Source organism: Methanomethylovorans sp. (assembly GCF_050177135.1).
Taxonomy (GTDB): Archaea; Halobacteriota; Methanosarcinia; order Methanosarcinales; family Methanosarcinaceae; genus Methanomethylovorans.
Window position 1 is genome coordinate 1 of record NZ_JBFXHJ010000002.1, and the last position, 21,253, is coordinate 21,253.

The 21,253-nt window shown below is 36.4% G+C and carries 21 protein-coding genes; 15 read left to right on the top strand and 6 right to left on the bottom strand.

The annotated features are described in order from the left end of the window. Positions 1–52: 52 nt before the first annotated feature. Positions 53–751: an HAD-IA family hydrolase gene (locus AB7U21_RS00350; protein ID WP_333786702.1), complete on the bottom strand. Its 699-nt coding sequence runs from the start codon at positions 749–751 to the stop codon at positions 53–55. A 380-nt stretch (positions 752–1,131) separates the two neighbouring features. Between AB7U21_RS00350 and AB7U21_RS00355 the strand changes: the two genes are divergently transcribed. The 4 genes from AB7U21_RS00355 (at position 1,132) to AB7U21_RS00370 (ending at position 5,882) form a co-directional block, all read left to right on the top strand. Next, positions 1,132–2,583, top strand: coding sequence for a hypothetical protein (locus tag AB7U21_RS00355; protein ID WP_428386386.1), 1,452 nt, complete (start codon positions 1,132–1,134; stop codon positions 2,581–2,583). 146 nt (positions 2,584–2,729) lie between these two features. Beyond that, the gene (locus tag AB7U21_RS00360; protein ID WP_333786700.1) at positions 2,730–3,269 is read left to right on the top strand and encodes a methyltransferase domain-containing protein; all 540 of its coding nucleotides are present in this window, start codon (positions 2,730–2,732) and stop codon (positions 3,267–3,269) included. A 50-nt stretch (positions 3,270–3,319) separates the two neighbouring features. Further along, positions 3,320–4,681, top strand: coding sequence for a B12-binding domain-containing radical SAM protein (locus tag AB7U21_RS00365; RefSeq protein WP_333786699.1), 1,362 nt, complete (start codon positions 3,320–3,322; stop codon positions 4,679–4,681). A 31-nt stretch (positions 4,682–4,712) separates the two neighbouring features. After that, complete coding sequence (locus tag AB7U21_RS00370; RefSeq protein ID WP_428386389.1) at positions 4,713–5,882, top strand: glycosyltransferase family 4 protein; 1,170 nt, start codon at positions 4,713–4,715, stop codon at positions 5,880–5,882. A gap of 50 nt (positions 5,883–5,932) precedes the next feature. Here AB7U21_RS00370 and AB7U21_RS00375 read toward each other — a convergent pair whose 3' ends face one another. The 5 genes from AB7U21_RS00375 to AB7U21_RS00395 form a co-directional block, all read right to left on the bottom strand. Further along, positions 5,933–6,889, bottom strand: coding sequence for a hypothetical protein (locus AB7U21_RS00375; RefSeq protein WP_333786697.1), 957 nt, complete (start codon positions 6,887–6,889; stop codon positions 5,933–5,935). 81 nt (positions 6,890–6,970) lie between these two features. Next, positions 6,971–7,663: a cytidylyltransferase domain-containing protein gene (locus AB7U21_RS00380; RefSeq protein ID WP_428386391.1), complete on the bottom strand. Its 693-nt coding sequence runs from the start codon at positions 7,661–7,663 to the stop codon at positions 6,971–6,973. Between the two features lie 43 nt (positions 7,664–7,706). Further along, positions 7,707–8,504, bottom strand: coding sequence for an HpcH/HpaI aldolase family protein (locus AB7U21_RS00385; RefSeq protein ID WP_428386393.1), 798 nt, complete (start codon positions 8,502–8,504; stop codon positions 7,707–7,709). Next, positions 8,479–9,393 (bottom strand): NAD(P)-dependent oxidoreductase, encoded by a 915-nt coding sequence (locus AB7U21_RS00390; RefSeq protein ID WP_333786695.1) that lies wholly within the window; start codon positions 9,391–9,393, stop codon positions 8,479–8,481. Before AB7U21_RS00390 ends, AB7U21_RS00385 begins: the two co-directional genes overlap by 26 nt. After that, positions 9,393–10,316 (bottom strand): NAD(P)-dependent oxidoreductase, encoded by a 924-nt coding sequence (locus AB7U21_RS00395; protein ID WP_333786717.1) that lies wholly within the window; start codon positions 10,314–10,316, stop codon positions 9,393–9,395. Before AB7U21_RS00395 ends, AB7U21_RS00390 begins: the two co-directional genes overlap by 1 nt. A gap of 345 nt (positions 10,317–10,661) precedes the next feature. On the opposite strand from AB7U21_RS00395, the gene pseB reads away from it, so the two are divergent. The 11 genes from pseB to AB7U21_RS00450 all read left to right on the top strand — a co-directional run bounded on the left by pseB (position 10,662) and on the right by AB7U21_RS00450 (position 21,128). Beyond that, entirely contained in the window at positions 10,662–11,645 is a 984-nt protein-coding gene (gene pseB / locus AB7U21_RS00400) for a UDP-N-acetylglucosamine 4,6-dehydratase (inverting) (RefSeq protein ID WP_333786694.1), read from the top strand. A 76-nt stretch (positions 11,646–11,721) separates the two neighbouring features. Further along, positions 11,722–12,054 carry a WxcM-like domain-containing protein gene (locus AB7U21_RS00405; RefSeq protein ID WP_333786693.1) on the top strand — a complete coding sequence of 111 codons (333 nt, stop codon included), beginning with the start codon at positions 11,722–11,724 and terminating at the stop codon, positions 12,052–12,054. After that, positions 12,051–13,184 carry a UDP-4-amino-4,6-dideoxy-N-acetyl-beta-L-altrosamine transaminase gene (pseC, locus tag AB7U21_RS00410; protein WP_333786692.1) on the top strand — a complete coding sequence of 378 codons (1,134 nt, stop codon included), beginning with the start codon at positions 12,051–12,053 and terminating at the stop codon, positions 13,182–13,184. The genes AB7U21_RS00405 and pseC overlap by 4 nt, the downstream gene beginning before the upstream one ends. A gap of 27 nt (positions 13,185–13,211) precedes the next feature. Next, positions 13,212–13,940: a glycosyltransferase family protein gene (locus AB7U21_RS00415; RefSeq protein ID WP_333786691.1), complete on the top strand. Its 729-nt coding sequence runs from the start codon at positions 13,212–13,214 to the stop codon at positions 13,938–13,940. Positions 13,941–13,998: 58 nt separating this feature from the next. Continuing rightward, the gene (locus AB7U21_RS00420) at positions 13,999–14,883 is read left to right on the top strand and encodes an aldo/keto reductase (protein WP_333786690.1); all 885 of its coding nucleotides are present in this window, start codon (positions 13,999–14,001) and stop codon (positions 14,881–14,883) included. Then, positions 14,864–15,682 (top strand): SDR family oxidoreductase, encoded by an 819-nt coding sequence (locus tag AB7U21_RS00425; protein ID WP_428386398.1) that lies wholly within the window; start codon positions 14,864–14,866, stop codon positions 15,680–15,682. Before AB7U21_RS00420 ends, AB7U21_RS00425 begins: the two co-directional genes overlap by 20 nt. A gap of 207 nt (positions 15,683–15,889) precedes the next feature. Further along, positions 15,890–16,438: a UDP-4-amino-4,6-dideoxy-N-acetyl-beta-L-altrosamine N-acetyltransferase gene (gene pseH, locus AB7U21_RS00430; protein ID WP_333786688.1), complete on the top strand. Its 549-nt coding sequence runs from the start codon at positions 15,890–15,892 to the stop codon at positions 16,436–16,438. Continuing rightward, complete coding sequence (gene pseI / locus AB7U21_RS00435; RefSeq protein ID WP_428386400.1) at positions 16,428–17,474, top strand: pseudaminic acid synthase; 1,047 nt, start codon at positions 16,428–16,430, stop codon at positions 17,472–17,474. Before pseH ends, pseI begins: the two co-directional genes overlap by 11 nt. Positions 17,475–17,493: 19 nt before the next feature. Beyond that, positions 17,494–18,243: a sugar phosphate isomerase/epimerase family protein gene (locus AB7U21_RS00440; protein WP_333786686.1), complete on the top strand. Its 750-nt coding sequence runs from the start codon at positions 17,494–17,496 to the stop codon at positions 18,241–18,243. Between the two features lie 189 nt (positions 18,244–18,432). Next, on the top strand, positions 18,433–19,902 hold the full coding sequence (locus AB7U21_RS00445) for a hypothetical protein (protein WP_428386402.1): 1,470 nt from the start codon (positions 18,433–18,435) through the stop codon (positions 19,900–19,902). A gap of 170 nt (positions 19,903–20,072) precedes the next feature. After that, positions 20,073–21,128: a glycosyltransferase gene (locus AB7U21_RS00450; protein ID WP_428386404.1), complete on the top strand. Its 1,056-nt coding sequence runs from the start codon at positions 20,073–20,075 to the stop codon at positions 21,126–21,128. Positions 21,129–21,253: the final 125 nt, after the last annotated feature.

The following is a 21,253-nucleotide window of genomic DNA, read 5'->3' on the forward strand; positions in this document are numbered from 1 at the left end:
GGGGAGCCGGGATACAATGGGATGTCCTTATTCAGAGCATATGAGATAGGTATCAGCAATACAATCCCTCCAGATATGACCTCAATTCTTCCAGATCAGAGACCACAATTTCAACATCCTTTTTCTCTATAAAAACATTAGTGCTGCCAGATCTCACCCTGCCTATAAAACGTACACCGGCAGTTTTTGCAGCTTTATAATCGTTCAATGCGTCACCTACAAAGATAGCATCATCCTCCGGACAAACTGTATCAGATAATATTTCTGCAATACATTCTTGTTTTGGTCGGGGAGAGCCGTAAATAGCCTTAAAATAATGATGCAGATCCCTTTGCGTTAATATTTTGTCCAATTCCGTAAAGGGAGTTGCAGAAACTAAAAATAAGGATGTTCTAGCTGAAAAGTATTGTAAGAAATCTATACTCCCTGGAACAAAAGGAGAGTTCAAAACCCCGTCAAGTACTAATTCCGAAAATCTATTGCATAAATATTCATACTGTTCATCAGACAATGGCTCTTTTAACACATTTCTGTAGAAATATCTGAACTTTTCAAATCTTGACATACCCCCATTTTCCCTATGGAAATTGACGATTTCTTCAACATGTCCAGGTGCAAATGAAAACAATCGTCTAAAAGCTTCAGTCTTTACTTCAACTGATTCTAAAATAACTCCATCGAAATCCAGTATGATCAGAGGGCATTTATTATTTAGTAACATTGCTATGTACCGATTATAGTATTTGAACACATCAGACTTAAGCTTTAAAGAGGAAATACAAAATCCTTCACTCGTTGTATATTGCAGTCTTAGGTTTATTGTATAATAATCTTTGGGAATTTGGATTCAATGAATTGCTCGATATAGATCTTCCCACCACAATAAATTCATCGGATGACATCGATGTGATTTTTATTTCTTCATATGCAGATTAGTTATGGATATTGGGAATGTCAATTGAAAGCGTTATACTTATCAATGAGATTTTATGTATATCGTTAAAAAAAGCATTATAGTTTTGCAACCATGGGATGGTGAGGAAGCAAGTCAGCACGAAATTGCTCAATTTTCCATAAGATTTTACAACATATATTTTAATAAATAGAAATACATATAATATTCAACAGCCCATGGAGAAAAGGATGGTAAAAAAGAGGATATTGTTTATTGCACATCACAATAACGATTTTGATCATTTTCTGCCACTTATTGTAAATTACAAAAAAGATCGGGACATATCCACGAAGATCCTTGCATTCTATACCAAGGACGGGATATTGAAAAACAAATTACATAAATACATTTGCACTTCGAATTCCATTGAACTTGATTCTATGATGGACATCTGTCATTTTGGAAAAATAAATAATTTGCTCAATAAAATACATCTGTTTGTTTTGACTCATCTCAAAGAGGGAGAGAAAACTGACAGTAGATCAAAAAGAATTAAACAAATGACTGCAGGTTTCATAAAATCTCCGTTGAATACGGTTCTGAGATTTTTGCATTATTCTTTTTTAAGATACCACGTAATTTCTTCAATTTTTTTGTTGACACAGAAAAATATAAATAAATATATTGACTCAAATAATATTGACCTAGTAATTATCGATCAAAGAACAGCTGATGAATCATTGATCGATTCAAAACCCATAAACAGGTTTATAGATGCCTATACAGGTAAAATAGATCCCATGAACCTGGTACTATTAAGATTTGCGAAAACTGCCAGGGAAAGGAAAATTCCAATCGTCATGATGCCACATGGCCCTCAACCCATTTCAAAACCAAACATAGACCCGAAAAATAAATTGCGTATTGAAAAGTTAAAAGATCCATTTAGACCTGATTTCCTGTTTCTGGGTTCCGAAAAGGAATTATCATCACTTCACCATATGGAGGGCATAAGATCTACTTTTTATCTGGGTGATCCCAGATTTGACATTGAATGGATCAATTATCTGGAATCTTGTGCCTTGGATGTATATGGACCAACGGTTACAAAGCCTGCTGATAAAAAAGTGTTGTTGTACTTGATGGATATTTTTACGTATGACTTGACAAATAATTTTGAGTATAAGAAGAGAATGCATCAGGATATTTTGTCACTTGTCAACTATTTTCCTGATCTCGAAGTGTGGGTAAAACATCACCCACGTGACGTATTTGACATTCCTCTGGATGATTTCATTGTCAATGATAAGAGAAGATCCATAAAACAGTTTGGGAACGACACAGATACAAATATTCTATTAGCAAAAGCAGATATTTGTTTGGCAGCATCATCAACAGTATTAATATCACCTATATTGCAGCGAAAACCTGTCATCTTTTATGACAAATGGAAGGAAGTGCTTCAAAATGCAACATCGATCTACGATGGTGTTTCATTTAAAGCTTCATCACGGAAGGAATTGATAACTCAGTGTGAAAAAATACTGAAGGGAGAATATTTTATAGATGACGCGTATCTGGAAAAACTTTACAGGGATGTATTCTCAGGGAATTATTTGTACGAAAATATGCTTTTAAAATACAACACGCAAATTGACAAAATTCTGGAAACGTATAAGATAAATTAAATTGAATTAAAGAGTTGTGGAATAAATTCTACAGACAGTGAAGCCATTACAGCAATAAATCTCTGAGCGGGAAAACAAGAGAAAACAGTTTTGTCTGAAATAGAAATGGGCGTTTAATAGAAGCAAGGATATGGCAAGGGAATGAGATGACATTAAGAAACATTGAACCTAGAAAAGCATTTTTAATCAAACATTATAAAGAAAACAGGATTTTAAACGTTGGATCTGGTGGGCTATATCTGAAAAATGCGATCAATATTGATATGAATGCACTGAAAAAGCCCGATATTCGTGGAGATTTCCATCATTTACCTTTTAAAGACAAATCTTTTGATGTCGCTTTTGCACTTGATATTATTGAACACACAGAAACCCCGGAAATATTATTAAATGAATTGGAACGTGTCAGCAATAACGTGATAGTAGAATGTCTTGATTTCGACCTATGCCCTGCAAACTGGACAGATGATAAAACACACGTGTATTACATAAATAGGAAAACAATGAAAGAAATACTGTCTCCAAGAGGATATAATCTCTTTCATTTTGTGAGATTGCACCTAGAAGGAGAACACTTTAGAAAAAGTATGCTTGTGGGCGTGAGAAAACCAAAATTGTTTGACAAGCAGATGTTTTTACTTATTTCAGCTAAGCATGCATTCACAAGGTTTTTAGAGAAAGTTTGAAACCGCCAGATAGAATTATACGCTAGAATTAAGTTCATGAGGGGAAAGGTATGGACAAAAGCAAAAAAATATTACTAGTTGATCCTCCACAGAATGATTTCCATGAAGGGATGAAGAAAAGATACCCATCTGGAGCTTTGGTTTTGATTGGAACAATGTGCTACGATCAAGGACACGATGTTAAAATTGTGGACATGACAGCTGAAAATGTAAGCATATCGGACTTAAAAGCTATAATAGAGTCTTTCTCCCCTGATATATTAGGAGTGACAGAAAATACATTCCAAACCAAGTTTGCCAGGAAAATAATAAATGTAGCTAAAGAAGCGGATCCGGGATTATTAACTGTCATTGGGGGACCCCATCCATCATCAATAGGACTAAGGATATTCGATGAAATTCCACAATTAGACGTATCGGTTATAGGTGAAGGTGAATTCACGTTCCTTGAAATTGCCCAAGGGAACGATCTTAATTCTATAAAAGGCATTTGTTATAAAAACAAAATACATGAACCAAGGCCATTTGCGGAAAACCTGGATCACATACCATTACCAAAATTGGATCTTGTTGACATAGAAAAATATGTGGGAATAGCGGGCAGCGGGAATAAATCAATGTATATAATGGCATCACGTGGTTGCCCTTCTCATTGTATCTACTGTAACAAATCCGTATTTGGACATAAAGTACGATTTAGAGATCCTCGGAAAGTCGTTGAGGAAATAAAATGGTTGCATGAGCAATATGGCATTTCAGACATATATTTTCAGGACGATACATTCAATTTTAAGAGAAAATGGATTGAAGAAATCCTTAATCTCATCATAGATAACAAATTAAACAAAAATATAACGTATCAGGCTCCTTTTAGAGCTAACAAGAACCTGGTTGATGAAGAACTTCTGAAACTGGCAAAAGATGCAGGCTTTAAACAAATATTGTATGGAGTAGAAAGTGGAAATCAAAATATGTTGGACACGATGAAAAAGGGGTTGACCATAGATGAAGTCAAGAGAGCTTTCAAGCTTACCCATGATGCTGGCTTAGACTCGTTAGCTTTTTTTATGATAGGTTTACCTGGTGAAAATGAAAAAACGATCATGGACACTGTGAATCTGCAGAAGCAACTGAATAGCTCCTCAGGCTTTTCCTTGGCTACTCCATTCCCAAATACGGAATTTGAAAAAATGTTAAAAGATAAAGGTCATTTACTCAATGACAATTATGATGAATACCGCTATGGTGGATGTTATATCCGTACAGATGAATTAAATAATGAAGAACTGGAGTTTTATTATGCTCTTGTTACTTTGAGTCGAGAAAATGATCTGATCTCTAAATTGCCTATCTTTAAAATGGCCAAAAACAGATTACTTTGTAAGATCTATCACCTCTATCGCCATATGTAAATGAGCGAAGTTGCTGTTCTGAGATAATCTATTGAATGCAAAAATAGTATGGAAAATGGATTTTATGAAAATTGGGATCATAACCGAAGTTATGGATATAGAAGAGAAATCGGGGATACCGAATTATCTTAAATATATCCTGAACAACATTCCAAATATAGAACACGAGCATGATTTTTATCTGATCCACTATCAAAAGAGCAATGATCCTTTATACAAGAACATGAATGAGATCATAGCACCTTTGTATTCAGTGAAACCTACAAGATTCTTGCAAACAACCCTTACTGATGCACTGAAACTACCCTCCTTAATAAAAGAGAATGAAATAGATCTAGTTCATAATCCATCACCTACTCCTTTTCACAACCCACTGTTTCTTCAGAAGGGATTTAAAAAAGTAATGACAATTCATGATCTATACAAGTTTCTCCCTTCATTCCAGACAAAAATATACAACAACCCAAAGATATGGACACACGACATGTTGTGGCGAAGTACTCTTTTTGCAATAAGAGAGAGGGTCGATAAGTTCATAGCAGTATCTGAAAATACAAAAAAAGATATGATAAAATTCCTGAAAATACCCGAAGATAGAATAGAAATAATTTATTCAGCACCCCATGAAAGATTTAAGCAAGTAGGAATGGAAATACCTGAGTACATTAACTCCCCGTTTATCCTATCTGATAATATCCGTACAGACATTATTGAAATGTACTACGGACTAAGAAAAAGGGGAGTTGAGATAAAATTAGTCATTTTCGGTACAGGCAATGTTAACCCACTGCAAAGAGCAAAACTCGAAAAAATGATGGAAGAACTGGGACTTGAAAAAGAAATAATTTTTGCAGGGAGGGTCTCCGACGAAGAATTGTTGAGACTGTATAATACAGCGGAGCTTTATATACGTCCTTCTTGGTATGAAGGATTCGGTCTTCCGCCATTAGAAGCTATGGCTTGTGGCTGCCCTGTTATCGTGTCCAATGTTGGTGCTTTACCGGAAGTTGTAGGAGATGCTGGAATTCTGGCAAACCCCCACAATATCAATGAATGGACCGATAGCATGTACGAGATCCTTACAGACGAAGGCTTGAGAGAGGATATAGTAAGCAGAGGCTTAGAACGGGCAAAGATGTTTTCCTGGAAGAAAACTGCCAAAGAAACAATTGCAGTGTATGAAAGTGTCTGCAATTCGTGAAACACTCAGCAAGACTTACCTTTCCTGATGTATTTGCTTTTTTAAAAAAGTTAGTTTCGCAAATAATCCTCGGGTGTCTTAAAAGCAGAATCCGGTACATTGACATTTAATCTTTGTCCTTTTTTGGTACTTTCCTTAAATTGCCGGTGATACTCCTCATTCAAAAACCGTGTATCATGTTCTATTTCTTTTTGTGAACGAAGAAATTTGGTATGGAAATAAATTGGCTCTTCGTACACCACATCCTTATGAAGCAACAAATTTTTCATGCACTGTATCTGTTGAATCGGAAAAAGAAAATAATTCTCCAGCATTTTCAGTTGGACCATTGATGAACGGTAAGATACTATATCTAAAAGATACTTATTCCCGGCAAAGTACAAATATTGGTCAGCTTTATAAAACCGGGGATGGCTACTGTGTATTGGAGATTTTTCTGACAAGTATTTATAGTCCTCAGTTACTACATTATAACCTGCAACCCGGATATGCTCTTTAGATAGAATAAATTTTTTAAAATCCTCTGTCGCGAATTCAGGCCTTAGTATATGATCGGCATCCCATTGAGGAGCCACATGCGAAAAAGTAGTTTTAGACATCCCGAAGTTAGTTAAATAACTTATCGTATGCAATGATCCTCGTTTATAATAAGGCGAAACAAATAGCTCCGACAGAGCATCGATCTTTCGTCGAATCCGGTTTTTATAGACAGGTGCTTTTACCTGATCCAGACCAAATGGATAGTTATATATTCTTATTTTTGGTGACTTAAAACTCCTGACAATACTCTCAGTTCTATCCCCTTCTACCTGCACGATCACCACAACTATTTCATCGAAGAGTGGTAGACAGCTTTCTATGCATGGACCGATCCATCTTTCGTCACCATAGCATCGTATTACCGCAGATAAGCCCTTTTTTCTGTTTTTGTACCATTCCCGGTCTATATTAAATTCTTCGTATCCTTCGATATTTTCTGTGATCATCCGGAAATTTTCAAACGACATAATCTTCCACTTCACTCTCTTTGCAAATATTAAATAAGATAGGATGCATTTTTAAAAATATAGATTTTAATAGGTTCAAAATCAATTGATATTTTTATTCAGAATAAAATCATATACAGCTTCAGCAATTATGAAATCTTCCGGTTCGTCGATATCTATACATTCAATTTTAGGTACCTCTACAAAAAGAGGAGTCTTCCCCACACGTTTTTTGTTTGCCATGAAATTATCAATTGAAATAATATAAAAATTAGAATTGTCTTCATATAAAGGAAGCATATCCTGAGAGGGAAGCATTATCTGAGGATCATGATTTACGGGGATCTTGTTATGGTCATAGAACCTTGTCTGATATTTTGTAACTCCCATGACAGAATCAAAACCTTCATTCAAACCCTCAAAATAGCACTTAATCGCATAGTCTATAGTATCTGGCTTTAAGAGAGGATTAGTAGCATGGGTTTGTAAGAAATGATCGGTTTTGATATATTGGATGTCGTGTTCAATGATAGAGTTCATGGGAACTTTATCTCCCAATAAATGTTTTGGCCTTTCTATTATACTGACCCTTGGGAAATTCTGCTTTAACAGAGAAATAATTTGCAGGCTGTCTGTATCCACAAGAATCTGATCTACATATTTTGCGGACTCTAAACTTCTGAGTATATGAAAAAAAAGAGGGTCTTTCCCGAAGATCCTTGTATTTTTTGAAGGTACTCGTTCACTATGCCCTTTCATTGGTAGTAGTGCAGTTACAGAAAAATTGTTCCTCATAATCCGTTCATCCTTTATGGCTGGTGTACCAATAAAATAAAATCTACTGTTTGTTTATCCGATGGATCTTATCCAGATCTGTTCTGCACGCTTCTGCCAAAAACAAGCTATCCAGACTATATCCCAGGAAACGATATCCTTCCTCGATCTTGGCTTCCAACAAATCTATTTCAGGAGGTACTACATGAAATCCGGAAATAATATTTGCCTTTTTAGCTGCTTTCTTGACCTTTTCCAGAGACTTTGTCACTTTTGGATCATTGAATTCTCCGGGAATGCCTAAAGAACCCGACAGATCATAAGGCCCTATGATAAAACCATCTACTCCTTCTGTCAGGATAATTTCTTCAATATTATTTACTGCATCAATGTGTTCTATCTGGACAATAACAATACTTTCTCTTTCAACCCAGTATTTATATTTTTCAAAATCCACGCCATATCCCTGAGCTCTTGCAAGCCCTACACCTCTGGTACCGATCGGCGGATATTTAACAGCTTTAACTGCAAGTTCGGCATCTTTTGCATTATTCACCATTGGAACTATAACACCGTGGGCACCTGCATCCATTACGCGTTTTATAAGATTGGGATCGTTATTTCCAACTCGGACAAGTGGAACGCAACCAGAGAGTTCAATCACCTGGATCAACTGCTGTGCCTCATGTAATGTGATAGCACTGTGTTCCATATCCACAGTGAGCCAGTCAAAACCGCTTTTGGCCATAATTTCAGCAATTGAAGGATCACCGATCGTGATCCATGAACCAATAGTTAATGTATGGGTCCGCAACTTATACTTTAGAGTATGTTTTTCATTTAGTTTTAGTTTGCTTGCCATTTTCAATCTCCATTTGTACCTCTCGCAAACAATCAAGAATTCCTTCATTTATGTCAATATATGTTGAAAGATTGATCCGGAGCGGAATGTCTGGCTCAAAAGAATAAGGAGTTATTTTGTAGTGACTATTTTTATCGCTATCTTCAAAAATAATAGTCAGTTTTTCGCCCAGGATTTCCTGTATCATATTGAAAAACTCCTTATGGGACATCTTCTGGTGCCCGGTGATCAATACGGATCTATTTCTAAAATCACTGTTATTGGCAATATTAATAGTTTCACGGGCAGCGTCATTTATGTGAATGTACTCTCGTAAAGAATCAGGAGAACCATAATATGTATATTGTTTACTTAACAGAAGCTCCTTTAAGACACTATACAGGAAATTCCAATTGTTTGCTTCCCTTCCATATAAGCTCCCATATCTTATAATGCTAAAATCAAGACCGAATTCATTTGAATATGTTTTACAAAGAGATTCACCTGTTTGCTTCGAAATTCTGTAAAAGGAACCCCAATTACCACTTACATAAACTGAACTTGCAAACACAAAACGATTTACTTTATGTTTTCTTGCAGCTTCTAGACAATGTAATGTACCCATCACATTTACTTCCATTGTTTCTACAGGATGCTTTAATGCATCCTCCAGATTTGCAATCGCAGCTGTATGGAAAACTGTGTCACATCCTTCCATAGCAGATTCCAGTTTTGAGCTATCAAGGATATTACCCTCAATAAATTGTATAGGTCCGATTTCAGACATCTCATCCATGAAAGAGGATTTAGCAATATCATAAACAATTACTTCTATCCCTCTGTTTGACAATTCCCTGACAATATGATGTCCTAGAAAGCCATTCCCACCGGTAACCAGTGCTTTATTCATTATAGATCCCTTAATTTAGTGATTAATCCGCTAATCGCTTCTTTTTCCATCTCTTGTCTTGATTCAATAGTATTGGACGCAACATGAGGCGTTGTGACGATCTGTGGGTATTCAAGCAATTTTCCGCTATATGGTTCTACCGGGAACACATCTAAACCTGCCCCCCATATTTTATCTTCTTCAATTGCTTGTGCAAGAGCATCTTCATCTATAAGTGAACCACGTGAAGTATTGATCAAGATCATATCATGTTTACAGTGTTCAAATTCTTTTTTGCTCATTATTGGTTTGCCTTCTGAGAGCGGAGGCAGATGCAAAGTCACAATGTCAGCAATTTGGAGAAGACTGTTTAATTTATCCATTCTTATCCATTTTGTACTAAAGTCATCCGGCAAAAAAGGATCATAATAATAAATATTGCATCCCAGCATCTCCAACATTTCAGCAACCTTTCGTCCTATTCTGCCAAGACCGATAATGCCCACAATTCTGCCTGCGAGCAAGAAACCGGAATCAACCGAATAATCGTTTTTACGCATATTTTCGTTATATATAGCTATTCGCTTTAATACAGCAAATATCAATGCGATAGTGTGCTCTGCAACTGATAAAACAGGTGAGTTGGGAGTGTTCATGACCGAAACGCCATATTCATTTGCGGCTTCCATATCAATATTATCAATTCCTGTACCAACACGAGAGATAACACGTAGATTTGGAGAGGATTCAAACACACGTCTCGTAAACTTTTCAGTACCCGCAATAACGCCTTCCACATTTGTAAGTATAGAACACAGATCTTCCTCATTAAGACGTTTACCAGTGTTATTAATATATGATATTTCCCCAATGTCACGAAGTGACAATGACAACAATTGTGTTGCCGAAAATGAACGAATTGTTATTGCAATTTTTGCATCCACTATCAATCAGACCTCTATCTGGAACGAAGAATCGGTGATTTATTTAAGGTTGTAGATATATAAATATACATGGTTCCTGCCCTGTGAAAAAACTTATTTGAATGAACTCATTTTTACCTCTATTGCGACATGGATCTACAACTTTCAAGAAAAAGATGACACATCAGTAACATAAAGAATGATTGACAGTGACTTCAGTTTTTTAAGCCGGATCCAAGATCCTGTGCTGAAAGCAAAGTTTGATCTGGAAATGAAAACAGCTAAAGGAACTACAATCAAAATGAACTTTATATATAAAATGCCCATTATAAGTGTACATAATCACATTCCAAAGTTGGTAAAAGCATGCAAAGCAAAATTGATCTATCCTTATTCGATGGTAAAAATGTACTTCTCACGGGGGGAACCGGTTCTTTCGGTAAAAAATTCACTGAGATCGTGCTTAGGGAATTCAATCCGAACAGCCTGAGAATATATTCCAGAGGAGAATTCAATCAGTACCTAATGAAACAGGAATTCAATGACAAACGCCTCAGATTCCTGATAGGTGATGTAAGGGATCGGGACAGGCTATATCGTGCAATGAACGGAATAGACATTGTGGTCCATGCAGCAGCATTGAAACAGGTACCTGCCTGTGAGTATAATCCTATCGAGGCTATTAAAACCAACATCGATGGATCAGTGAATGTAATTGACGCAGCTATTGACAATTCTGTTGAAAAAGTGATGGCTATCAGTACAGATAAAGCTGTGCATCCTGTAAACCTTTACGGAGCGACAAAAATGGTTGCTGAAAAACTGTTCGTTCAGGGAAATACCTATACCGGCAAAGGAAGAACCAGATTTAGCTGCGTGAGATATGGAAATGTTATCGGCAGTCGGGGAAGTGTGATACCTTTATTCAACGAACAGAAGAAAAGCGGTGTTCTGACAATTACTGATGAAAGAATGACACGTTTCTGGTTGACTCTTGACCAGGGTGTTCGTTTTGTACTCAACTCGATCCAGCAGATGCGTGGAGGAGAAATTTTCGTTCCAAAAATACCCAGTATGAAAATAACGGATCTGGCAGAAGCAATAGCCCCAGAAGCAACTAAAGAATTTACTGGTATCAGGCCTGGGGAAAAACTACATGAAATTATGATCACAGAGGACGAATCCAGGCATGTGAAAGAATTTCCTGACCACTTTGTGATCGAGCCGGAGTTCTCATTCTGGAAAAGAGAAAATACCCCCTCTGGAAAGGAGCTTCCTGATAATTTCAGATATTCAAGCGATATTAACGACAAATGGCTTACAAGCGAACAACTGAAAAAAATGTTATGATGTAGCCATGTTATACGATAAATTGACACGGGTAAAACACAGAAGAGATGATGGATGGCTTTCTGAACTCATATCAATGAATTATGAAGATGAGCCCTTCAATTGTGTGCATTCTTATGTGGTATCTATCGAACCCATGAAGTCCAGAGCCAACCATTATCATAAAAGTAAAGAGGAATGGTTAGCTCTGGCTGCCGGGAAGATCAAATTATGTTTAAAGGACATGGTTTCCGGCGAGTATGAAGAGATCGTGCTGGATTCAAGATCAGAGACATATGAATTGATCTACATCCCACCATTGGTGGCTCATTCAGTAAAGAACATTTCAAACACTGAAGCCAGTGTGATAGTTTTCAGTAAAAACCCTGAGAACAAAGAGGATACAATTCCCTATGAGGTTGCGTTATGATTCCTTATGGGCATCAAACAATAGATGATGAAGATATTGAAGAGGTTATAAAGGTCCTGAGAAGTGATTGGTTAACCACTGGACCAAAGATATCTGAATTTGAAAATGCTCTCTGTGACTATGTAGGATCTGAACATGCAATTGCAATGAACAGCGGTACCAGTGCCCTGGATGTTGCCGTAGCTTCACTCGACTTACCAAAGGGATCAGAAGTTATTACTACTCCCTTTACATTTGTCGCCACAAGCAATGCACTGCTGTACAACGGTCTGAGGCCTGTTTTTGCAGATATTGGAAGAGATACTCGTAATATCGATCCAGAAGATATCAAAAAAAGGATTACACCAAAAACTAAGGCAATACTATATGTGGACTATGCAGGTCATCCCTGTGAAATCGAAGAAATACAGGAAATCGCCAATGAACATAGCCTCTACCTGATAGAAGATGCATGTCATTCCCTTGGAGCCAGTTATCATGGGAAAAAAGTAGGTAATTTTGCGGATCTTACAGCCTTCAGTTTCCATCCTGTGAAACCAATAACTACAGGAGAAGGGGGAGCTGTAGTTACGAACAATCTGGAACTGGCACAAAAAGCAAGGATGCTCCATAGCCATGGTATAGACAGAAATGCAGTGTCACGTTATGGACCCGATGCAGGATGGGCATACGATATGAAAATGCTTGGCCGGAATTATCGGATGACAGATATTCAGGCAGCCCTTGGAATTTCCCAGCTGGGGAAGATCGATGGATTTATTGAAAGGAGGAATGAAATCGCATTATATTACAAGGAACTCCTCCAGGATATTGAATTAATAAGCCTCCCTATAACGAAAGAAAAAATAAGACATGGATGGCACATTTACACGATCCTGCTTGATAAATCAATAAACAGAGATGAATTTTTCAAGTACATGCGAAAAGAGAATATTGGAGTAAATCTCCACTATATCCCGGCTTATCGTCACAGTTATTACGCTGAGAACTTCAGTTTCAGCAAAAAAGACTATCCTGTGACTGAGGATGTATTCAAACATATTATTACATTACCTTTGTTCCCTGAAATGACCGAGGAAGATGTTGAGTATGTGGTGTCATCAATATTGAAGATCATTCATTCTTTATAGATACATGACCGCTCAGAGTTGCTATTAATGAATATTGCTGGAATAATTCAAGCAAGAACAGGGTCTACAAGGCTGCCTGGTAAAGTTGTAAAAAAAATTGGCAATAAAACAGTTCTGGAAATATTATTATGCCGCGTTAAAAATTTAAAGTTTTTTAATAAATTAATTGTTGCTACAACCACTAAAAGGGAAGATGACATTATTGAAACAATATCCTTACAGAATGCCGTTCAAATATTTAGAGGGTCTGAAGAAAATGTATTGGACAGATATTATCAAGCGGCAAAGGAATACAATGCAGATATAATCGTAAGGATAACGGCCGATAATCCGTTGGTGAGTCTTGATCTCATTGCATTTCAAGTCGATCATCTGATAAAACATGATTGCGACTATGTTAGTTCAAAAGGGATAATAATAGGTACAGGAAGTGAAGTTTTCAACTTCCGATCATTAAAAAGGTCATGGGAACTTGGAAAGGAGAAATACCATATTGAACATGTGACTCCTTATATATATGAAAATGAGGAATCCTTTAAAGTCAAATATGTCAGTCCAATAAAAGCTCTTGAAAGAGAAGATATACGATTAACAATTGATACAAAAGAAGATTTTAGGCTTTATTTAAAATTAAACGAGGCCTTTGGAGATCTCTCATATACAGATATCATAGAAATTATCGATTATTTAGATGAACACCCCGATATTAAGGAAATAAATCAAAATGTTAAACAGAAAAACTATAGGGATTGCTGAAAATAAGATGACTTTCCCGCAAAAATGCTAAGTGATGCTTTGAGAAAGGTGAAATCCAATGGTTTCAAGATTAACACTCGGAACAGCGCAGTTAGGTTTAGATTACGGGATCAATAATAAAATCGGGAAGCCGCAGAAAAAAAAGGCATTAGATATACTTGAATTTGCATTTACGAACAATATTAGATCTTTTGATACAGCAAGTGTTTATGGAGATAGTGAAACCATACTGGGTGATTTTCTTAGGAATAAAGAACATTCATCATGTTATATCACGTCCAAGTTAGGACCGCTTGCCAAGAATGAAATTCATCATAGTAATTTAGAGCAAGAGATATTCCAAAGGATCCAAACATCGCTAACTAATTTGAAAATAGAATGCATTGATAACTATCTAATTCATGACTTTCAGGACATTGCTCTGTATGATGAATTGATACCAATTCTGATCAAAGCGAAAAGTTCAGGATTGATTAAGAGTATTGGAGTATCTGTCTATACACCCCAAGAAGCTGAAAAAATAATAGAGATAACTGAAGTCGATACGATACAAATTCCTCTGAGTATTCTGGATCAGAGATTTCTTAAAAATTCGCTCCTCAAAAGATTGAAGGAGCGCGGATTCACAATATTTTCCAGAAGTGTTTTTTTGCAGGGATTAGTTTTCATGGATGTAAATAATTTACCTCCAAACCTGACATCAGCTAACAAATATTTAACAAAGTTAAACCAGCTGGCTCAAGAAAATAGCACGAACCTATCCAAACTGGCATTGGGCTTTGTTAACTCGATTGAAGAAATTGATTCGATCATAATTGGTGTTGATTCAGTTCTGCAATTGAAACAAAACATCGAAGATTTTAAATCCCTTGATATTTTTCCTTTCGATACCTCTATATTTGCTAATATTGATGAGAACATAATTGACCCAAGGAAATGGTGAAGTTCTAATGCTATTAAACAACATGTTTGATCTAAGAGACAAAGTAATTTTAATAACTGGTGGAGGTGGCCATTTAGGAGAAAGCATGTGTGAAGCCCTTGCAGAATATGGTGCTAATTTAATAATTGGGAGCAGGGATATTGAGAAAAATGATAAGTTATCTCAAAAACTTAATGAAGAGTTTGGAAACGACAACTGTTCATTGAAGCTGGATATATCCGACTATGAAAGCATAAAAAACGCCTTTGAGTCCATAATCCAAAATAGGGGTAGAATTGATGTCCTGATAAACAATGCATTCTACGGAGCTGGAAAAGATCTGCTTTCAATGACAAACGAAGAATGGAATACTGGAATTGATGGTAGCGTTAGTTCAGTATACAGGTGTACAAAAGCTGTTTTGCCCCACATGATAGCGAATAAGGCCGGAAAGATAATAAACATATCTTCAATGTACGGATTGGTTTCTCCTGATGTATCAATATATGAAAATAATAACTTTTACAATCCTCCAAATTACGGTGCTGGTAAAGCAGCAATAATACAATTTACGAAATACGTAGCAGCAGTGTATGGTAAATTTGGAATAAGTTCAAATTCAATATCTCCAGGCCCATTCCCAAATCCATATGTCCAAAAGGACAAAGAGTTCATAAAAAAACTTGAAGAAAAAGTTCCATTAAAGAGAATAGGACGTCCAGATGATTTAAAGGGTACAATTCTGCTGCTTGCATCAGATGCTTCTAATTACATAAACGGCGCAAATGTCGTAATTGATGGTGGCTGGACAATATGGTAGATAAATAAGCAAACCCGGTTAAAAAAGAATTTGTTTTACAAATAACCAAATTGTTCTAAAAGAAAGCAGTATTATTATAAAATAAAGAGAGAAATTAATATTGCCACCTTTCGGCAGTTAAATCCCAGAATTTTTAAATATATTGTAAATACAATGTAATTACCTGTTTCAAAAGCATATATATATAAAAACTATGGGAGTTTGCAGATGCTCGATTTACAACAAAATTTCCTTTTTGATGATTTGCTTGTAAAAAATTTTCTGAACCTTTCCCAAGAAGAAAAAGATATCACAAGAAATTGCAGGAACCATGAAACTATTAGAAGATGGATGTATTCAGACAGCATCATATCTCCAGAAGAACATGGTGAATTTCTTGATGATTTAATACATGATTTTAAAAATTTCTATTGGATCGTTCAAAAAGAACACGATTTCATAGGTGTAATTTCTTTAAATAGGGTGGATTTGAGAAATAAAAACGCTTATCTAGGAATATATTCAAACCCTTACTGTAAACTTAAAGGAAAAGGAAATTTACTAATTGAATGTCTAAAAAAAATAGCTTTTGACATTGCTAAACTCCACACATTGAAACTTGAAGTAATGGATGAAAATGAGCATGCAATAAATTTCTATGGAAGATCCGGATTTAAAGAAGAGGGCCGATTGAAGGAATTTGTTTTAAAAAATGGCAATTGGTATGATATGATTGTTATGGGAATAATAGAGGGAGAAAAACTACATGGAAATTAAAATTGGAAAGAGAAATATAGGAAATGACAATCCAGTTTTCATAATTGCAGAGCTCTCAGCCAATCATCTTCAGAATTTTGATCTGGCTGTTGATACCATAAAAGCCATAAAAGAATCCGGAGCAGATGCTGTTAAACTTCAGACATATACTCCGGATACGATTACCATAGATTCTGACAACGAATACTTCCAGATCAAACAGGATACCCTTTGGGATGGGAAAACACTTTACGAACTATACAAGGAAGCATACACTCCATGGGAGTGGCAACCTAAACTCAAAGAACTGGCAGAAGAGTTAGGACTTATAGTTTTTTCATCTCCTTTTGACAGAACAGCAGTTGACTTCCTTGAAGAGATGAACGTCCCAGCCTATAAAGTTGCATCTTTTGAGATAACGGACATTCCACTAATAGAATACATTGCATCGAAAGGAAAGCCTGTGATAATCTCTACAGGTATCTCCACGCTATCAGATATTGAAGAAGCAGTGAATGCATGTAAAAGGATGGGAAACCATCAGATATCACTGCTGAAATGCACGTCTGCTTATCCGGCGCCTTTTAAAGAAATGAACTTAAGAACGATCCTGAATCTCAAAGATACTTTTAAAGCGGTCGTGGGAATATCTGACCATACACTTGGGATCTCTGTGCCAATAGCATCAGTAGCACTTGGAGCTAAAATAATAGAGAAGCATTTTATTCTGGATAGGAACATGGGTGGACCGGATGCTGCATTCTCACTTGAACCGGAAGAGTTCCGGTCCATGGTCAAAGCTGTAAAGGAAGTTGAAAGCGCACTTGGAGAGGTTAACTACGAACTAACGGAAAAGATCAAGAAAAGCAGAGAATTTTCAAGGTCCCTATTTATAGTAGAGGATGTTAAAGCTGGCGATAAGCTAACTCCAGAGAACGTTAGATCAGTAAGGCCAGGATTTGGGCTGCATCCAAGATACCTTGACAGAATACTTGGCCGAAAAGCAAAGAAAGACATTAAAAAAGGAACTCCTTTAGACTGGGATCTTGTAGAATAGATTATGGTTTGGGATCAATATGAGATTTGGCCTGAAATTGTGGTCTACTAATTCGGATACGCTTCCGGAAGCGGAACAACTTATCAATCAAGATGTATTTCATTATATTGAGCTGACACCAGTTCCTGAAACCGATATATCTCCCTTTCTTGCTTATGATCTGCCTTATACGATCCACATCACTACAGAAAGACATGGAATGAATATTGCAAACAAAAATAATCATGACTTCAGTCTTGGAATTATATATGATTGTATTGAGTGGGCAAACGAACTTGATGCAAAATATATGGTACTGCATCCAGGGTTTGGAGAAATTGAACATGCAATTGACCTATTGAATATTTTAGATGACGAGCGGATATTAATAGAAAATATGCCTAAAACAGGAATGAACAATGAAGTCATGGTTGGATACTTACCGGAACAGATCGAGAAGCTAATGAATAATAAATTTGGATTCTGCTTTGATCTGAATCATGCAATAAAAGCAGCTATCGGTCTGGGAACGGAATACAAAGCATTCATCGATAGTTTTCAGACACTATCACCATTTTATTATCATATATCAGATGGCGATCTGAATGTAGAAATAGACCAGCATTTAAATATTGGAGAAGGAGAATATGACCTAAAATATTTGATGAAATCTCTGAATGCGGGTTCTAAAACCTATATGACCATTGAAACACCAAGGATCGATATTCACTCTCTGGAAGAAGATAGCATAAATGTCCAAAGATTAAAAGGGATCATAGATAGTTTATAATTTACAAGGATCGTGTTATAAAAAAAGAGAACATATCGGACACAATTGAACAGATACATGATCTATTATGTAAAAAAAGTGTGAGATAACCGAAAAGTCACATCCTGCTTTGATCTAAACTATTTTTATCCAGCTGACCATGTTTTATAATCATAATATTCATATAAATTTTATTAACCTGAGGCTACTATGAAAATCCTTATCTACATGCCTTTTGCCGACTGGGTGCCACACCTTGCAACAGATCTTGAGATCGCTGCCAGGCATATAGATGCTGGCGACGAGGTGCATATCATACAGTGCTCAAGGGATCTGCCAGCCTGCGAACCAAATCCAAACCACCTCAAGATCAGATGTTTCCTGTGCAGATCCAGAAGAGATAAAGGATTGAATATAATCGGTCTCCCAGAGGAAAATAGACACGAACTTGCATTGAACGATTTCATCAGAGATCTGAAGGTACCTGATTTTACGTCGATGGAAGAATTAAAGAACTTCGAAGTGAATGGCATGGATGTGGGAATGGCAGTTGCTTCTTCACTGATCAGCATGGTAAGGGAGCCAGACCCAAATGTTACTCACTATAAACCATTTATAAAAAAGAATCTGATAATGTCGGTCGCTGTCTATGATGCCATCGAACATCATCTTCAAGAAATAAAGCCCGATATTTTCTATTTGTTCAACGGAAGATTCGCCCCCTTAAGACCTGCATTAAGAGCTGCTCAAAATCTGGGAATAAAAACCTATGTTCATGAAAGAGCCGGTGTCCTGGAAAAATATTCACTCATCGAAGATACGTATCCGCATGATATAGCATATCAGAAGGAACAGATAGAAAAATGCTGGAACAACGAATCGGATGAGGAAAAAAGAGAAAAGACTGCGATCAAATGGTTCGAAGAACGCAGGGGCGGAAAGGATCAAAGCTGGTATTCATTTACTAGATCCCAGATAAAAGGAAATTTGCCAGATGGTTTTGAACCTTCGAAGAGGAACATTGCGATCTACATTTCATCCCAGGACGAATTTGAAGCCATTCCGGGATGGAAAAACCAGTTATACAGGAACCAGACAGATGCAATAAAAGATATAATAAATGCTGATGTTGATAACGACATCGTATTTTATTTAAGGATACATCCGAATTTAAAGGGCCTGAAGAACACTCAAACACAGGAATTAAGCAAATTACAGGCCCACAACCTGAAAATAATTCCTGCAGATGCGAAGATCGATTCCTATCAATTAATGGAAGCATGTGAGAAAATAATAACTTTCGGCTCAACAATGGGAATTGAGAGCGTTTTTTGGGGCAAGCCCTCTATTCTTGTAGGAAGGGCGCTCTACGAAGATGTTAAAGGATGCTATATACCAAAAGATCGTGATGAACTTATTGAGCTTATCAACAAAAAATTAGATTCTCCTGACAGAACAGGAGCCATTAAATATGCATACTGGCAAACCGCCAATGGACATAGATACATATATTACAAACCGGAATCTGTGAGACATGGTACTTTTATGGGAAAGTATCTCAAAAATCCTCGGGCTGAGAGATTAAAAGCCAAGATCCTATCAAAAAACCGGCTTTCAAAATTGGTTTTCAATTTTGCTTATTTAGTAAGAAAGATAAAATGGAAACTGCATCTGTCATGAATAAAAGTTTTGCTTTTTTGACCCGGATCTGTTTGCAATAAATAAAACATAAAATGTTGAATAATTATAAATGGTTAGAATAAATGTTACTAGATATGATTGATCTACTGTTGGCATGGCAGACCCTTGTTGTATTCGAGGTCGGTCTTTTTTCCTCATATACTATGATCATGTACATATATTCCAAGAAAAAGGAAGAACTGCCTGATATTGATGATCTGCCAACGGTCACACTGATAATACCAATGTATAATGAAGAAAAAGTTATCCGGAAAAAGATCGAAAATACATCTCAACTCAATTATCCTGAAGATAAATTAGAAGTTATAGTTTTAGATGATTATTCCACAGATGCTTGTGAAAGCATTGCAGTGGAAACAATAAAACAACAAGAACTAAATGCTGCTGTTGTAAAGAACGAAGGCGGAAAAGGAAAAGCAAGAGGTTTGAACTGGATATTCCCGCAGATCAGTAGTGAAATAACTGTAATATCCGATTCCGATGCATTATTAAAAGAAGATTCCTTATTGCACATCACAAAGAACTATTCTAATCCCATGATAGGTGGAGTTATAGGAAAAATAATAATCATCTCTGATAAAAGAAGAATATCCAAATCACAAGAAGATTCATATAGATTCTATTTTGACCTGTGGAGACAAGGAGAAAGCAAGATAGCATCTGTTTCCGTGTGCAATGGCCCATTAATGAGTTTTAGAACTGACCTGTTGAAAAAAATAAAGGTCGATCCAAATGCCTACGCAGATGACTCAGATATACTGTTTAGGACAATTCAATTAGGCTATAGGGTAGTATATGAAAAAAAAGCCATAGTATACGAACGTGTTCCACTTACCCTGAAGGGACGTACTATCCAGAAGATGAAAAGGATAAACGGCTTAAGAAAAGTCTACCTGAATAATCTTAGTCTTCTTGGAAAAGGAAGCTTCGGAAAAATCATATACCCCTATGCGCTTCTAACACATATAATATCTCCATTGATCATTCTGTTTTTGGTCCTCTTTTATCCTCTGATAGCTCTTAAAGAACCTTGGTACCTTGGATTATTGGTGCCCCTGATCATACCGAAAATAGGAGAAGTATTACTATCTTTTGTGATCACCCAGTTGATAATGAACTTCTCATTCCTTATACCAACATCAGGTTCCTGGGAAGCAGTCGAAGATGCAAGGTATAATGTAAATATAACAACTAATAATAAATAACGTGATGTGGGAAAACTAAAATTTACCTGATGATATATCAGTTTAAGAAATGAAAGAGCGGATACGTGCTATCAAAGAATAGAAACAACATCGTACCACTTGCGAACAATAATATATAACAAGTT

Coding starts and splice junctions, on each gene's coding strand:
- AB7U21_RS00355 (WP_428386386.1), top strand. CDS start 1,132: ATGGAGAAAAGGATGGTAAAAAAGAGGATATTGTTTATTGCACATCAC.
- AB7U21_RS00360 (WP_333786700.1), top strand. CDS start 2,730: ATGACATTAAGAAACATTGAACCTAGAAAAGCATTTTTAATCAAACAT.
- AB7U21_RS00365 (WP_333786699.1), top strand. CDS start 3,320: ATGGACAAAAGCAAAAAAATATTACTAGTTGATCCTCCACAGAATGAT.
- AB7U21_RS00375 (WP_333786697.1), bottom strand. CDS start 6,889: ATGTCGTTTGAAAATTTCCGGATGATCACAGAAAATATCGAAGGATAC.
- AB7U21_RS00380 (WP_428386391.1), bottom strand. CDS start 7,663: ATGAGGAACAATTTTTCTGTAACTGCACTACTACCAATGAAAGGGCAT.
- AB7U21_RS00385 (WP_428386393.1), bottom strand. CDS start 8,504: ATGGCAAGCAAACTAAAACTAAATGAAAAACATACTCTAAAGTATAAG.
- AB7U21_RS00390 (WP_333786695.1), bottom strand. CDS start 9,393: ATGAATAAAGCACTGGTTACCGGTGGGAATGGCTTTCTAGGACATCAT.
- pseB (WP_333786694.1), top strand. CDS start 10,662: ATGCAAAGCAAAATTGATCTATCCTTATTCGATGGTAAAAATGTACTT.
- AB7U21_RS00405 (WP_333786693.1), top strand. CDS start 11,722: ATGAATTATGAAGATGAGCCCTTCAATTGTGTGCATTCTTATGTGGTA.
- pseC (WP_333786692.1), top strand. CDS start 12,051: ATGATTCCTTATGGGCATCAAACAATAGATGATGAAGATATTGAAGAG.
- AB7U21_RS00415 (WP_333786691.1), top strand. CDS start 13,212: ATGAATATTGCTGGAATAATTCAAGCAAGAACAGGGTCTACAAGGCTG.
- AB7U21_RS00420 (WP_333786690.1), top strand. CDS start 13,999: ATGGTTTCAAGATTAACACTCGGAACAGCGCAGTTAGGTTTAGATTAC.
- pseH (WP_333786688.1), top strand. CDS start 15,890: ATGCTCGATTTACAACAAAATTTCCTTTTTGATGATTTGCTTGTAAAA.
- pseI (WP_428386400.1), top strand. CDS start 16,428: ATGGAAATTAAAATTGGAAAGAGAAATATAGGAAATGACAATCCAGTT.
- AB7U21_RS00440 (WP_333786686.1), top strand. CDS start 17,494: ATGAGATTTGGCCTGAAATTGTGGTCTACTAATTCGGATACGCTTCCG.
- AB7U21_RS00445 (WP_428386402.1), top strand. CDS start 18,433: ATGAAAATCCTTATCTACATGCCTTTTGCCGACTGGGTGCCACACCTT.
- AB7U21_RS00450 (WP_428386404.1), top strand. CDS start 20,073: ATGTACATATATTCCAAGAAAAAGGAAGAACTGCCTGATATTGATGAT.